Origin of the sequence: Nonomuraea antimicrobica, assembly GCF_039536965.1 — a bacterium.
Lineage (GTDB): Bacteria > Actinomycetota > Actinomycetes > Streptosporangiales > Streptosporangiaceae > Nonomuraea > Nonomuraea antimicrobica.
Genome location: NZ_BAAAZP010000218.1, coordinates 1 through 13,595 on the forward strand (window position 1 = coordinate 1; position 13,595 = coordinate 13,595).

General features: G+C 69.5%; 13 protein-coding genes. 5 read left to right on the forward strand and 8 right to left on the reverse strand.

Features of this window, described 5'->3' with window-relative positions:
* Positions 1–477 precede the first annotated feature (477 nt).
* Positions 478–1,419 carry a serine hydrolase gene (locus tag ABD844_RS46660; RefSeq protein WP_344894286.1) on the forward strand — a complete coding sequence of 314 codons (942 nt, stop codon included), beginning with the start codon at positions 478–480 and terminating at the stop codon, positions 1,417–1,419.
* Here ABD844_RS46660 and ABD844_RS46665 read toward each other — a convergent pair.
* Genes ABD844_RS46665 through pstS form a run of 5 tightly spaced genes read right to left on the reverse strand, consistent with a single transcriptional unit; the run spans position 1,388 to position 5,879 of the window.
* Entirely contained in the window at positions 1,388–2,086 is a 699-nt protein-coding gene (locus tag ABD844_RS46665) for a response regulator transcription factor (RefSeq protein WP_344894289.1), read from the reverse strand. The two genes, ABD844_RS46660 and ABD844_RS46665, sit on opposite strands and share 32 nt — an antisense overlap.
* A gap of 26 nt (positions 2,087–2,112) precedes the next feature.
* Positions 2,113–2,889: a phosphate ABC transporter ATP-binding protein PstB gene (gene pstB, locus ABD844_RS46670; RefSeq protein ID WP_344894292.1), complete on the reverse strand. Its 777-nt coding sequence runs from the start codon at positions 2,887–2,889 to the stop codon at positions 2,113–2,115.
* A 15-nt stretch (positions 2,890–2,904) separates the two neighbouring features.
* Positions 2,905–3,780 (reverse strand): phosphate ABC transporter permease PstA, encoded by an 876-nt coding sequence (gene pstA, locus ABD844_RS46675; protein ID WP_344894295.1) that lies wholly within the window; start codon positions 3,778–3,780, stop codon positions 2,905–2,907.
* A complete protein-coding gene (gene pstC, locus ABD844_RS46680; protein ID WP_344894298.1) occupies positions 3,777–4,757 on the reverse strand; it encodes a phosphate ABC transporter permease subunit PstC in 981 nt (326 codons plus the stop codon). The genes pstA and pstC overlap by 4 nt, the downstream gene beginning before the upstream one ends.
* A 6-nt stretch (positions 4,758–4,763) precedes the next feature.
* Positions 4,764–5,879, reverse strand: coding sequence for a phosphate ABC transporter substrate-binding protein PstS (gene pstS, locus ABD844_RS46685; RefSeq protein ID WP_344894301.1), 1,116 nt, complete (start codon positions 5,877–5,879; stop codon positions 4,764–4,766).
* 121 nt (positions 5,880–6,000) lie between these two features.
* Between pstS and ABD844_RS46690 the strand changes: the two genes are divergently transcribed.
* Entirely contained in the window at positions 6,001–6,474 is a 474-nt protein-coding gene (locus ABD844_RS46690; protein ID WP_344894304.1) for a low molecular weight protein-tyrosine-phosphatase, read from the forward strand.
* Positions 6,461–7,246: a fructosamine kinase family protein gene (locus tag ABD844_RS46695; protein ID WP_344894307.1), complete on the forward strand. Its 786-nt coding sequence runs from the start codon at positions 6,461–6,463 to the stop codon at positions 7,244–7,246. The genes ABD844_RS46690 and ABD844_RS46695 overlap by 14 nt, the downstream gene beginning before the upstream one ends.
* On the opposite strand, the gene ABD844_RS46700 is transcribed toward ABD844_RS46695, so the two are convergent.
* Positions 7,243–8,190 carry a TetR/AcrR family transcriptional regulator gene (locus ABD844_RS46700; protein WP_344894310.1) on the reverse strand — a complete coding sequence of 316 codons (948 nt, stop codon included), beginning with the start codon at positions 8,188–8,190 and terminating at the stop codon, positions 7,243–7,245. The genes ABD844_RS46695 and ABD844_RS46700 overlap by 4 nt on opposite strands.
* A 58-nt stretch (positions 8,191–8,248) precedes the next feature.
* On the opposite strand from ABD844_RS46700, the gene ABD844_RS46705 reads away from it, so the two are divergent.
* Entirely contained in the window at positions 8,249–9,955 is a 1,707-nt protein-coding gene (locus ABD844_RS46705) for a right-handed parallel beta-helix repeat-containing protein (RefSeq protein ID WP_344894313.1), read from the forward strand.
* 186 nt (positions 9,956–10,141) lie between these two features.
* Here the strand turns inward: ABD844_RS46705 and hisN are convergent, their stop codons facing one another.
* Positions 10,142–10,939, reverse strand: a complete 798-nt coding sequence (hisN, locus tag ABD844_RS46710) for a histidinol-phosphatase (RefSeq protein ID WP_344894316.1) — start codon at positions 10,937–10,939, stop codon at positions 10,142–10,144.
* A gap of 98 nt (positions 10,940–11,037) precedes the next feature.
* On the opposite strand from hisN, the gene ABD844_RS46715 reads away from it, so the two are divergent.
* Positions 11,038–11,490, forward strand: a complete 453-nt coding sequence (locus ABD844_RS46715) for a DUF4442 domain-containing protein (protein ID WP_344894319.1) — start codon at positions 11,038–11,040, stop codon at positions 11,488–11,490.
* A 373-nt stretch (positions 11,491–11,863) separates the two neighbouring features.
* Here ABD844_RS46715 and rsgA read toward each other — a convergent pair whose 3' ends face one another.
* Positions 11,864–12,940: a ribosome small subunit-dependent GTPase A gene (gene rsgA, locus ABD844_RS46720; RefSeq protein WP_344894486.1), complete on the reverse strand. Its 1,077-nt coding sequence runs from the start codon at positions 12,938–12,940 to the stop codon at positions 11,864–11,866.
* Positions 12,941–13,595: the final 655 nt, after the last annotated feature.

The window sequence follows — 13,595 nt, forward strand, 5'->3', positions numbered from 1 at the left end:
GAGGGTGTGGGAGAGTAGGTCACCGCCGGACAATCTTTCAGGAAGGGCCTGACACGGTTTCACGTGTCGGGCCCTTCCTGCGTTTCCGGGTATCTCTTCTTCTTTTGCTGGTGGGTTGTGGGGGAGGGCGGTGGTGGTTGTGTCCTGTCTGGTGTTGGGGTGTGTGTTTGGTGGGGCCTGGCCGGGGTGGCTGGGCCTTTTTCTGTTTTCTGGGGTTGCTGGTTGCTGGTTGCTGTTGGCTTTGGGGTGGTGGTTCCGGGTGGCTGGTGGGTGACAGTGGGTTCTGGTTTTGGTCTTGTTGGGCGACTGCTCGGTGCGGGTGAGTGGCTGGGTGTTGGGGGCGCGGGGTTGCTGGTTGCTCGGGTGGGAGGGGTTGTTGATCGGGGGTGGGGCTTGGTTGTGGGGGATGTGAGGATTCATCGGATATTGGGGTTGTTTGTCTAGCGGGGTGGGGGGAGTTTTCGTGATAATGCTCGGGTGATCACGGCCGGAGTGAAGGCGGCGGCTCGACTGGTCATGGCGCTTGCCCTGGTCATGCCGATCGCGTCGGGGCAAGGAGTGGGGGTGGGCGGGGGCGGTTCGGTGGGATCTGGTGTGGTGGCTGCCGGCGTCAGGGCTGTTGGTGTTGGTGTGGGTGGTGGGGAGCTGGTGGCGGTGGCCAAGGTGGCGGGTGTGTCGCGGGTGCCGGGGGAGAAGATATCCGCGCGGCTTGACCGGTATCTGGCCGGGCGGGCCGGAGTGGCGACGGCCATGGTGAAGGACCTGGGCACGGGCCAGGTGTATCGGTATCACGCGGGCGAGCGGCTGATCACGGCCAGTACGGCGAAGGTGCAGATTCTCATGGCGTTACTGCTGCGTACGTCATGGAAGAAGTTGCCGGCGGGGGTCAGGCGGGATGCCGAGATGATGATCCGCTACAGCGACAACCATGCGGCCGACCGGTTGTGGTTACGGATCGGGGGCGCGGGCGGGTTCACCGCGGCCGGGAAGAGGTTCGGGCTGAAGCACACCCAGGGGGTGCCGGGGGACTGCCTCGACCTGTACTGCTGGGGGATCACCAAGACGTCCGTGGACGACCAGGTGCGGCTGATGGCGGCGCTGGTGTCCGAGCGGAGCCCGCTCAAGAAGAGCGACAGGCAGCAGGTGCTCAAGCTCATGGGCGCGGTCGTCGACGGCCAGGACTGGGGTATCAGCGCCGCCGCGTGTGAGGGGGACCGGGTGGCGCTGAAGAACGGCTGGCTGAAGCGGGTCTCGACCAAGCGCTGGGCCACGATCAGCGTGGGGCTGATCAGGAGTGACGGGCGCGACTACGCCGTTGCCGTACTCACCGAGGGAAGTCCCGAGGTAGGGTACGGCATCGCGACGGTCGAAGGTGTGGCAAAGCGGATCATGCAGGATTTTCGGAAGTGCCGGGCGTGACCAGCCGGTAGCCCACTCCGCGTACGGTCTGGATGAGCTGGTCGTCCTCGTCGCCGAGGCGTGCCCGGAGTCGTTTGACGTGCACCGCGATCGTGTTCGTCGAGGTGTTCGCGGCGGCGTGCCAGACGTGGCGCATGATCTGCTCGCGGGTGACCGTGCGGTCGGCGTTGCGCATGAGGTACTGCAACAGCTCGAACTCACGCAACGGCAGGTGCACGGCCCGCCCGCTGACGCGTACTTGGTAAGCCTGTACGTCCAGCTCGACCCCGCCCACGGCGAGCACCTTGCGGGACTCGGGCGAGGCCGCCTGGATGAACGGCAGCAGTTCGGGCACCCGGTAGGGCCTGGCCACGCAGGCGGCCGCGCCGGCCGCGAGCGCGCGTACTGCTTGCTCGGCGTGTCCCTCTCCCACGCCGAGCAGCACGGGCACGGCTCGCGCCAGCCGCACCGCGCGTACGAACTCCACTGCGTCGATGACCGGGAGCGTGGCCGAGACGAGTACCACGTCCGGCTGCAGGGCTCCGGCCTGCAGCAGCCCCTGAGCACCGTCGGAGGCACCGGTGACGGACACGCCCTCGCGTTCGAGGGCGGTGGCCACCTCCTCCACCACGGCGCCGTCGGGGTCGGCGATGAGCAGTACGGGCTTGGTCCTCGTGTCCCCGTTCATCGTGGATGCCGCCTGCTGTTGGGTCATCAGCCGAAGCGCCCCGTGATGTAGTCCTCCGTGGCCTTCTGGGTGGGGTTGGTGAACATGCGGGAGGTCTCGTCCATCTCGATCACCTTGCCGGGCTTGCCCTGCTCGGCGAGGTTGAAGAACGCGGTCCGGTCGCTGACGCGGGCGGCCTGCTGCATGTTGTGGGTCACGATGACGATCGTGTACTGGTCCTTCAGCTTGGCCATCAGGTCCTCGATGGCCAGCGTGGAGATCGGGTCGAGCGCCGAGCACGGCTCGTCCATCAGCAGCACCTGCGGCTTGACCGCGATGGCGCGGGCGATGCAGAGCCGCTGCTGCTGACCGCCGGACAGGCCGGCGCCGGGCTTGGTGAGGCGGTCCTTGACCTCGTTCCAGAGGTTGGCGCCCTTGAGCGACTCCTCCACGACGCTGTCGCTCTCCGACTTGCTGATGCGGCCGTTGAGCTTGAGCCCGGCGGCCACGTTCTCGTAGATCGACATCGTGGGGAACGGGTTGGGGCGCTGGAAGACCATGCCGATCATCCGGCGGACGGAGACGGGCTCGATGGTGGGGGCGTAGAGGTCCTCGCCGTCGAGCAGCACCTTGCCCTCCACGCGAGCACCTGGGATCACCTCGTGCATGCGGTTGAGCGTGCGCAGGAACGTCGACTTGCCGCATCCCGACGGGCCGATGAACGCGGTGATCGAACGGGGCTCGATGGTCATCGACACGTCCTCGATCGCCTTGTGCGACCCGTAGTACGCGTCGAGACCCGAGACCTGGATCTGCTTGGACATTGCGGTGGTTACCCCCTATCGGCCCCTGGCGGGCGCACGCCACCAGGCGATCAGGCGCGCCACCAGGTTGAGCAGCATGACGATCAGGATCAGCGTGAGGGCTCCGGTCCACGCCCGGTCGACCGCGGTGTCGTTGGGACGCGCGGCCTGGTCGAAGACGAACAGCGGCAGGCCCATCTGCGGCCCGTCGAACGGGTCGTTGTTGATGGAGTTGGTGAAGAACACCGTCATCAACAGCGGTGCGGTCTCACCGGCGACGCGGGCCACCGCCAGCATGACGCCGGTGACGATGCCGGTGAACGCGGTCGGCAGCACGACCTTGACGATGGTGCGCCACTTGGGCACGCCCAGCGCGTACGAGGCTTCGCGCAGGTCGTTGGGCACCAGCCGGAGCATCTCCTCGGCGGACCTGACGACCGTCGGCATCATCAGGATCGACAGCGCGATCGCGCCCGCCCAGCCGGAGAACGGGAAGCCGAGGAACAGGATCCAGAACGCGAAGACGAACAGGCCGGAAACGACGGAAGGGACGCCGGTCATGACGTCCACGAAGAAGCTGATGGCGCGGCTCAGCCGGCCCCCGTTGCCGTATTCGACCAGATAGATCGCGGTGAACAGGCCGATCGGGACCGAGATGAGCGAGGCGAGCAGCACCTGTTCCAGCGTGCCGATGATCGCGTGGTACGCGCCGCCGCCGGCGTCTCTGGCGCCGATGCCGTTCATGGAGTGGGTGAGGAACTCCATGTCGAAGCGGCCGATGCCGTTGGAGATCACCAGCCAGAGCACCGAGATCAGCGGGATCACGGCCAGGATGAACGCCAGGTAGACCAGGCCCTGGACGACCCTGTCCTTGATCCGGCGGCTGGTCGAGATGTGCTGAATCGTCGTCATGCGCCGGCCCTCGCAAACTCCTTGCGGCGGTTGATGACCATCCGAGCCGCCATGTTGACCAGCAACGTGATGATGAACAGCACCAGACCGGAGGCGATCAGGGCGCCCCGGCCCATCTCGGTGGCCTCGCCGAACCCGTTGGCGATGTTGGCGGCGATGCTGTTGGCGTGCGGGGTGAGGATCTCGATGCTGATGTCGAAGGTGGCCGGGAAGATCAGCGCGACCGCGATGGTCTCGCCCATGGCCCGGCCGAGGCCGAGCATGGCGGCGCTGATGACGCCGGGGCGGCCGAAGGGCAGCACGGCCATCCTGATCATCTCCCAGCGCGTGGCGCCGAGAGCGAGCGCGGCTTCCTCGTTCATCTTCGGAGCCTGGAGGAACACCTCGCGGGAGATGGCCGCGATGATCGGCAGGATCATGATGGCCAGCACGATCGCGCCGGCGAGCATGGTCTTGCCGCCGATGACGCCTTCGCCGGCGAACAGCGGGAACCAGCCGAAGTTCTCGTTGACCCACTGCGACGGGGTCCTGATGAGGGGCACCAGGAACGTCACGCCCCACAGGCCGTAGACGACGCTGGGGACGGCGGCGAGCAGGTCGATCAGGTAGCCGAGGGGGGCCGCGAGCCTGCGGGGGGCGTAGTGGGAGATGAACAGCGCGACGCCGACCGCGATCGGGGTGGCGATGACGAGCGCGAGCGCCGAGCTGAACACGGTGCCGAACGCGAGCGCTCCGATGCCGAACACGCCGCTGCTGTTCGGCTCCCAGATCAAGTCGGTGAAGAAGTTGCCCTTGTTCGCCTGCAACGCGGGCAGCGCCTCGCTGATGAGGAACACGGCGATGGCCGCCATGATCGCCAGCAGCAGGACACCGGCCCCGGTGGAGGTGATGCGGAAGGGGCCCTCACCGTGGCTGCGCCGCGAGGCGAACCGGCTCTCGGCCGGTCCGCCGTCACGGGTACGTACGTTTGTTGTCATGGGGGGTTAGGAGATCGCCTCGACCGCGGTCCGGACCTTCGTGAGCAGTTCGCCCGAGAGGGGGGCGTAGCCGAGCTCCTTCAGCGCGGCCTGGCCCTCGTCGCTGGCGGTGTAGGTGAGGAAGCTCTTGACGACCTTCGACTCCTCGGCCGGCAGGCCCTTCTCGCAGGTGATCTCGTAGGTCACCAGGACGATCGGGTAGGCGCCCGGGGTCTTGGTGGCGTAGTCGATCGACAGGGCGAGGTCGTTGCCGGTGCCCTTGACCTCGGCGGTCTCGACCGTCTTGGCCGCGCTCTCCGGGGTCAGCTCGACGAACTCACCGGCGCCGTTGGAGACCTTGGCCTTCTGCAGCGCGGAGTTCTCGGCGTAGGAGAGCTCGACGTAGCTGATGGCGCCCTCGGAGTCCTTCACGCTGGCGGCGATCTGGTCGGAGCCCTTCGCGCCCTGGCCCTTGGCCTCGGCGGGCCAGGCCTTGGCCGGCTCGTACGGCCAGTCGGCCTCGGCGGTGGCCTTGAGGAACTTGGTGAAGTTGTCGCTGGTGCCCGACTCGTCGGAGCGGTGGACCGCCACGATCGGGGTGGAGGGCAGCGTGGCGCTGGGGTTGTCAGCCTTGATGGCGGCGTCGTCCCACTTGGTGATCTTGCTGTTGAAGATGCCGGCGAGCGTCTTGGGGGAGAGCTGGAGGCCCTCGGTGCCGGGCAGGTTGTAGACGACCGCGACGGGGCCGGTCACCATCGGGATGTTGATCGCCTTGCCGGTCTTGCACCGGGCGTCGGCCTGGGCGGGCTCGTCTTCCTTGAGCGCCGAGTCGGAGCCGGCGAAGGAGACCGTGCCCTGGATGAACGCCTGCACACCGGCGCCCGAGCCGCTCGGCTGGTAGTTGAGGGTCACACCAGGGTTCGTGGCCGTGAAGTTCTTCGTCCACTCGGTGATCGCGTTCGCCTGGGCGGAGGAGCCCGCGGCGTTGATCATGCCACTCACAGCGTTGTCATTGCCCGCGGCGGGGGCGCTGGAACTGGCAGAGCTGGTGGTCCCGCTGCCTGCGTTGTTGTCTGTGCCGCACGCAGCGAGCGAGAGCGCGCCGACGACGGCGACGGCGGCGAGCCGGCCTGCATACTTCACGGTTGGGTTCCTCCCACTTGGTCCTTAGTCGCTTGGAAAGCTATGCAGGCAAGGTGACTCGGACCCCCCACCATGGGTGAACGTTCGGTGAACGCGCCAGGTCACCCTCATGATGGGTGCTATGACCTATCGCGTATGCCTAGTGTGCATGGGGAACATCTGCCGGTCGCCGATGGCCGAGGTCGTGTTGCGCCGGACGCTCGAGAACCGCGGCCTGGGCGGGAGTGTCGTCGTCGACAGCGCGGGGACCGGCGGGTGGCACGCCGGAGATCCCATGGACGAGCGGGCGCTGGAGATTCTCGCCCGGCACGGGTACGACGGCTCGGCGCACCGGGCCAGGCAGTTCACCGAAGGCTGGTTCGACCGGTACGACCTCGTGCTGGCCATGGACCGGGACAACCTGTCCAATCTGCGACGGCTTTCGCCTGCGGGGGCGCGGGTGCGGCTGTTCCGGTCGTTCGATCCGGCGTCGCCCGAGCGGGCCGAGGTGCCGGATCCGTACTACGGCGGTCGTGAGGGGTTCGAGGAGGTGCTCGGGCTGGTCGAGGCCGCCGCCGAGGGCGTGGCCAAGCACGTCGCCGATGAGATTCACTGACGATCTGGGGTCGTCGCACGGTCGCCGGTTGCGCCGGGGCGTGCTCGACGACGGGCGTGAGGTCTTCGCGAAGAGCGGCCCGGCCTCCGAGGGCTTCGCCTCGGAGGCCGCCGGGCTGCGCTGGCTGGGCGAGGCCGCCGCGGTGCCCGAGGTGATCGACGTGCGGCCCGACCGGCTCGTGCTGTCCTGGGTACGCCAGGAGCCGCCCGGTCCGCCTGCCGCCGAGCGGTTCGGGCGCTCGCTGGCCCGGTTGCACCGCGCGGGAGCGCCGGGTTTCGGCGCCCCGTGGCCGGGCTTCATCGCTGAGCTGCCCATGGGCAACTCGCCCGCCGCCGACTGGCCGGCGTTCTACGCGGAGCGGCGGGTGCTGCCGTTCCTGCGTACGGCGCGGCTGGGGTCCTCGGACGCCGCGCTGGTGGAACGGGCCGTCGGACGCCTGGCGGAGGTCGCCGGGCCCGCGGAGCCGCCCGCGCGGATCCACGGGGACCTGTGGAGCGGGAACGTGTTGTGGTCGGGTGGGGACGGCGTGCTGATCGATCCGGCGGCCCACGGCGGGCATCGGGAGACCGATCTGGCGATGCTGGACCTGTTCGGGCTGCCGTATCTCGATCGGGTGCTGGGGGCGTACCGGGAGGAGTTTCCGCCGGCGGAGGGGTGGCGGGAGCGGGTGCCGGTGCACCAGCTCCATCCGCTGCTGGTGCACGTGGTGTTGTTCGGCGGGGCGTACCGGGAGAGCCTGATGAGTGCGGTGCGGCGGGTGCTGGCGCTCTAGCCGCAGTTGCCCGCGCCTGACTTGCGCCTGCGGTAGGCGCGTTGCTGGCAGGCCCGGGAGCAGTAGACGCGGGGACGGCCGGACGCGGCGGGCTCCAGCGGGGTGCCGCACTCCGGGCAGGTTTCATCACGGGATTCGTCACGCTCTCGGACGAGGGTCTCGACGCCGTCGAGGAGGCGGCGCAGGCCGAACTCGAAGGAGTCCTCCGGGTGGTCCCAGCCGCCGGTCTCCCACAGGCGGGTGATCGTGGGGTATTGGCCGAGGCGCTCGTACAGGGAGTCGCGGTTGCCCCACCACTCCTCCTCCGACACGCCGCTGCGGCGCTCCTCGCGCTGGATCTCGACCAGGGTCAGGGCTTCGGCGTCCACGAAGCGGCCGAGCAGGCCGACGACCGCGATCACCTCGGACGGCCTGAGCGCCGTGCCGGTCAGGGTGGCCAGCATGCGCTCGTAGTGGGCGACGGCGTTGGGGCCGGGGAGGTGGCGGGTGCCGCGTACCTCGGCCATCCAGGGGTGGCGACGGCAGGTGTGCCACGTCTGCCTGGCCACCGCCTCCAGGGCGGCCCGCCAGCCGGCCGCCGGCGGCTGCTCCGGCTCCGTGACCTGCCCCGTTGCCTGCCCCGTGGCCTGCGCTGTGGCCTGCCCCGGGGCCGGCTCCGTGATCTGCTCCGTGATCTGTTCTGTGGCCCGCTCTGTGGCCCGCTCGCCCATGACCTCGTCGAGCATCAGGTCGAGTAGCTGGTCGCGGCCTGGGACGTGGCGGTAGAGGGACATGGTCGTGAAGCCGAGCCGGTCGGCGACCTTGCGCATGGACAGGCCGTCGAGACCGTCCGTGTCGGCCAGCTCGATGGCGGCGCGCACGATCCTGCCCAGGCTCAGCCCGGCGCGCGGCTCGCGCTCCCCTTCGCGCCACAACAGCTCGACCCCGTCGTCCGGATTCCCCATGCTTCTAGTTTATGGTGTAGTAGTTGGTGTACGACATAAACAGCGGAAGGCGGCTCAGATGTTTCACTTCCACGTCGATCCCGCGGGGGACGACTCCTCGCCGGGCTCCGCCGAACGTCCGTTCGCGACCCTCGAACGCGCCCGGTCGGCGGCCCGCGAGGCTCCCGGCGCGGCGGTCGTCCTGCTCAGGGGCGGGACGCATGTGCCGGCGCGGCCGTTCGAGCTGACCGGCGACGACTCCGGCACCGTCTACCAGGCGTACGGCTACGGCACTCCCGAGCAGGAGGAGCCCGTCATCAGCGGCGGCCGGGCGATCACCGGCTGGCGGGAGCAGGACGGCGTCTGGCTCGCCGAGGTCGGCGACCTGCGGACCAGGCAGCTCTACGTGGACGGCCGCCGCGCCCCCCGCGCCGCCATCCCCGGCCTGCCGGGGACGGCGGCCATGACCGACACCGGCTACGTCACCGACAGCGCGGAGCCCCTGGCGTGGCGCGGGGCCGAGTTCGTCTACCGGGGGGTCTACCCGTGGACCGAGGCCCGCCTCCCGATGGCCGGGGTCTCGGCCGACGGCGGCTCGACGGTGATCACCATGGCCCAGCCGGGCTTCGGGCTGGCCACCGAGCTGTACAACTCCACCTGGGAGGGCACCACCTCCAACGGGCCCGGCCTGCCGACCAGCGTCGAGAACGACCCGAGCTTCCTGCGCGAGCCGGGCACCTTCGTGCTCGACCGGTCACGGGCGGGGGACCACGTGCTGATGTACCTGCCTCTTCCCGGCGAGGAGCCAGGGCGTACGCGGGTGGTCGCGCCGGTCCTGGAGCGGCTGGTGGCCGTGGCCGGGGCGCGGGACGTGTCGTTCAAGGGGGCGGTGTTCGCCGAGGCCACGTGGTTGCGCCCGGATCGTCCGGAAGGTTTCCCGCACTACCACGGCAGTGGCTACTACGAGGGCGGGGGCATCGAGACGGCCTCCTTAGGGGAGGGCGCCTCCGTGACGTATCCAGTTGCTTCCGTCACGATTCCCGCCTGTGTGACGTTCGAGGACTCGGACGGGGCGGAGATCGAGGGCTGCCGATTCACCCGGCTCGGGGCCTCGGGGCTGGGGCTGTCCGGAGGCTCGCGGATCGCGGTACGCGGCTGCGACTTCGACACGCTCTCCGCCGGGGGCGTCGTGGTCTCGGGCAGCCGTGACACCGCGATCGAGGACAACCGGGTGCGCCTGGTGGGGCTGGAGTACAGCGGGTCGCCGGGGATCTCGGTGTCCGGCACGCGCGGCTGCGTCATCGCGCACAACGAGGTCACGGAGGTGCCCCACTGCGGCATCGTGGCCGGGCCGGGGGAGGGCACGCGCATCCTGCGCAACCTGACCGTGGACACCATGCAGGTGCTGGCCGACGGGGGCGGGATCTACCTGTCCCTCGCCCAGGGGGACTCGGAGGCGAACGGGGGCGTGGTGCGGGGGAACGTCATCAAGGACACGCGCACGCCGTACAACTTCGGGCTCTACGCCGACTACGGGGCCAGTTGGGTGACCGTGGAGGAGAACGTCGTCATCCGGGCCGACAACACGGCCGTGCTGCACGTGGCCCCGCCGTTGGAGAACGTGGTGTACCGGGGGAACTTCTGGGATGCCGATCCGGTCGGGCACGATGATCCGCCGCTTGGGGTGACGTATGACGGAAATTTGACGATTCTAGATGAACAGGAGTTGAACGCCGCGACCAAGGCCATCCAGTCGCAAGCCGGGCTCCGCCTCCCGCGCCCATAGCCCGGTTCCATCGGTTCTGTGGCTTTCCGGCCCTCTTGAGAGCCGGAGCGCCGTGCGGTGGGGTGGAGGCGACTGGCCGTGGGGCGGTGGGCCGGATGCCGCTGCCGGGTTGACGCGGCAAGGGGACGCCTCTGCGAGGTCGGATCGGATCCTGAGCGGGGGGTGGCTCCTGGGGGAGGCTGTGGGTCAGGTTCTGAGGGTGGTGCCGTTGAGCCGGTCGATCACCTCGTTGTGCAGGACTCCGTTGGTGCAGACCAGGCTCCCGCCTTCCAGCCCCTTCACGCCGGCGACGTCCGTCCAGACGCCTCCCGCCTCCTCGACGATCACGGTGAGCGCCGCCATGTCCCACGGTGACAGCTCCGGCTCGGCCGACAGGTCCACCGACCCCTCGGCGACCATCATGTGTGACCAGAAGTCCCCGTACGCCCTCGTACGCCAGCAGGCCCGGCCGAGGTCGAGGAAGTTCTCGAGCTTGCCGGCCTTCTCCCACCCGCCGAAGCTCGAGTACGAGAACGAGGCGTCCTCCAGCGCGGAGACCGAGGACACGTGCATGCGGGACGCCTTGGTCAGGCTCTTGCCCGTCCACGCCCCGCCTTCGGCCGCCGCCCACCAGCGCCGGCCGAGGGCGGGGGCCGACACGAGGCCGACGACGACCTTGCCGTACTCCATGAGCGCGATCAGGGTGGCCCACACGGGGACGCCGCGTACGTAGTTCTTGGTGCCGTCGATGGGGTCGATGATCCACGACCGGGCTCCCCACCCGGTCTTGCCGAACTCCTCGCCCACCACCGCATCGCGTGGCCTGGCGCGGCGGAGCGTGCCCCGGATGGCCTCCTCCACGGTGCGGTCGGCGTCGCTGACCGGCGTCAGATCGGGCTTGGTCTCGACCTTGAGGTCGACCGCCTTGAACCGTCGCATGGTCAGGTCATCGGCGGCGTCCGCCATGACATGCGCGAGGCGAAGATCATCGCTGTAACCCTGCACGATCGCCCACGCTACCGTGTCGGGTATACCGAACATCAGTCACCAACACCCCTTTTCTGGTAACCCACATTCCAGTTACCCGCCAGTAGCATGTCCATATGTCGCTAGATGTCGGTGAGCTTCTGCTGGAATCAGTCCCTTTTGCCCGGACTCTGGGCATCGTTTTTGAATCGGTGGCGGATGGGCGGGCCATCTGCCGGGTGCCTGATCGGGCCGATCTGCACAACCACGTCGGCGGGCCGCACGCAGGGGTGCTCTTCACGCTCGCGGAGTCCGCGTCGGGGGCCGCCGTACTGTCGTCCTTGGGGGACCAGCTCAGCCGGGCGGTGCCGTTGGCCACCACGGCCACCATCGAGTACCGGAAGGTGGCTTCTGGAGAGGTACGGGCCGAGGCCCGGCTGCTGGCCGACCGCGACGAGATCGTGGCCAGGCTGGATGCGGGGGATCGTCCGGTGTTCGACGTGGCGGTGGAGGTGACGAACACCGAGGGCGTCGTGGTCGCCGCCCTGACCGTCACCTGGACGCTGCGTCCGAACCGGCCCGCCGGCTGACCGCCGAAGCAGTTCATGATCGGGTATGACCGCCTTGATCCAAGTCGCGCTACGGTCGGCATGATCCGGGTGCCGCGTCTGTTTCACGTGCCGCGTCGGTGGGTCGGGGCGGTCCTCTGCGGGCGTGGTCGGTAAGGAGACGTCGTCGGAACGTGACGTCGGCAGTGGTCGCAAGCCTGACGTCGGGAGATCCGGCCGGAGGTCAGGGGACGCGGACGGACGTTTCGGGACGTGGTGGGACGTCCGGGGACGTGGTCGGTCGTCGGGGGACGCGGACGGACGTCTAGGGAACATGGTCGGACGCCCGGGGACGTGTTTGGAAATGCGTGGTCGGGAGCGTGGCGTCAGGAGGTGTGCGGTCGGCGATGTGGAGTCAGGAGACGTCGTCGGAGATCGGCTCGCGGCGGGTGGCGGTCGATTCGTCGGCGGTGCCCTCGCGGCTGGCCAGCAGGCGGCGCAGCGACTCCAGGCGGGCGGGATCGGCGTGGCCCGCCGCCGCCCACGCGTCGAGAGCGCACCCCTCGCCCAGGTGCGTGCATCCCTTCGGGCAGTCGACCGTGCCCTCCACCAGGTCGGGGAAGGCCGCCAGCACCGTTTCCACGGACACGTGGGCCAGCCCGAAGCTGCGTATGCCGGGCGTGTCGATGATCCAGCCGCCCTCGGGCAGCTCCAGGGCCACGGCCGAGGTGGAGGTGTGGCGACCCCGGCCGGTGACCGCGTTGACGTGGGAGACGGCCCGGTTGGCGTCGGGGACCAGGGCGTTGACCAGGGTGGACTTGCCGACGCCCGAATGGCCCACCAGGACGCTGATGTGGCCGGACAGGTGTTCGCGCAGCTCGTCGAGGGAGCCGCCCTTGTGGACGATCACATGTCGCACGCCCAGCGGCTCGTAGAGGGCCACCAGCTCGTCGGGCGGGGCGAGGTCGGACTTGGTGAGGCAGAGCAGGGCGTCGATCTCGGCGTCGAAGGCCGCCACCAGGATGCGGTCGATCATGCGCGGGCGCGGCGGCGGGTCGGCCAGGGCCGTCACGATGACGAGTTGGTCGGCGTTGGCCACCACCGGGCGTTCGATTCCGTCGGTGTCCTCGGTGTCGTCAGCCGAACGGCGCAACATGGAGGTGCGCGGCTCCACGCGTACGACCCGGGCCAGCGTGTCGGGGCGGCCCGACACGTCGCCCACCAGGGCCACCCTGTCGCCCACCACGATGCCCTTGCGGCCCAGCTCGCGGGCCTTCATGGCGACCACGAGCCGGGGCTGTGGCGGCTTGCGCTTCTGGGCCGAGCCCTTCGGGCGCTCGGGCTCGACCAGCGTCGTGTAGCGGCCCCGGTCGACGGCCACCACGAATCCTTCGACGGCGTCCTCGTGCGCAGGACGGATGCGGGTCCGGGGCCGTGAGCCCTTGCCCGGCCTGACCCGTACGTCGTCCTCGTCGTACTCCCGCTTACTCAGCGGTCCGCTCCCATGCGCTCGCTTCCCTTCCTCGGTGTCCTTGGTGGTGTCGGTGTGCTTGGTGTGTCGTCTCGGGGGCGTGGGGTGAGGGTGGTGCGGCCTCCCGCGAACGCGAGGCCGTCTGGGCGCGTGGTGCGCCGACGCCTCGCCTGCCCGGCGCACCTGTGCCCGTGCCCGGCGCACGTGCGGCTGATGTCCGTGTGGTCGGCGTTCGTGCGGTGGGTACGCGTATCGGTGTCCGTGCGGCCGGTGCGCGTGTCACCGGTGTACGCGTCACCGGTGTACGCGTCGGCAGGCGTGTCGTCGGTACGCGGGTGGTCGGTGCACGTGTGGTGCGGGCCCGCGAGGCGGGCGTTCGTCGTGCGCCGGCCCGGCCTGCGGCCCCTGGAGGGCCGGTGGAGCGTCCCGCCGGTGCCGGTGCCGGTGCCGGTGCCGGTGCCAGTGCCAGTGCCAGTGCCAGTGTCCGTGCCCACGCCCGTGGTGTGCGGACGCGCGTGCGGGTGGGCGGTGTCGGTGGTGGGCGGGTGTGGGGCGCTGGTGGTGGGTTGGTTGGTGTGAGCGGTGCCTGCGGTGCGGACGTCATCCGGAAGTGCACGGGTGACGGCACGCGGGTAAAGCTCGTGATCGCCATGCGACGGTGGACGGTGCGCTGTCA

Coding starts and splice junctions, on each gene's coding strand:
- ABD844_RS46700 (WP_344894310.1), bottom strand. CDS start 8,190: ATGGGGAATCCGGACGACGGGGTCGAGCTGTTGTGGCGCGAAGGGGAG.
- ABD844_RS46665 (WP_344894289.1), bottom strand. CDS start 2,086: ATGAACGGGGACACGAGGACCAAGCCCGTACTGCTCATCGCCGACCCC.
- ABD844_RS46715 (WP_344894319.1), top strand. CDS start 11,038: ATGTCGCTAGATGTCGGTGAGCTTCTGCTGGAATCAGTCCCTTTTGCC.
- pstA (WP_344894295.1), bottom strand. CDS start 3,780: ATGACGACGATTCAGCACATCTCGACCAGCCGCCGGATCAAGGACAGG.
- ABD844_RS46705 (WP_344894313.1), top strand. CDS start 8,249: ATGTTTCACTTCCACGTCGATCCCGCGGGGGACGACTCCTCGCCGGGC.
- pstB (WP_344894292.1), bottom strand. CDS start 2,889: ATGTCCAAGCAGATCCAGGTCTCGGGTCTCGACGCGTACTACGGGTCG.
- ABD844_RS46690 (WP_344894304.1), top strand. CDS start 6,001: ATGACCTATCGCGTATGCCTAGTGTGCATGGGGAACATCTGCCGGTCG.
- ABD844_RS46695 (WP_344894307.1), top strand. CDS start 6,461: ATGAGATTCACTGACGATCTGGGGTCGTCGCACGGTCGCCGGTTGCGC.
- pstC (WP_344894298.1), bottom strand. CDS start 4,757: ATGACAACAAACGTACGTACCCGTGACGGCGGACCGGCCGAGAGCCGG.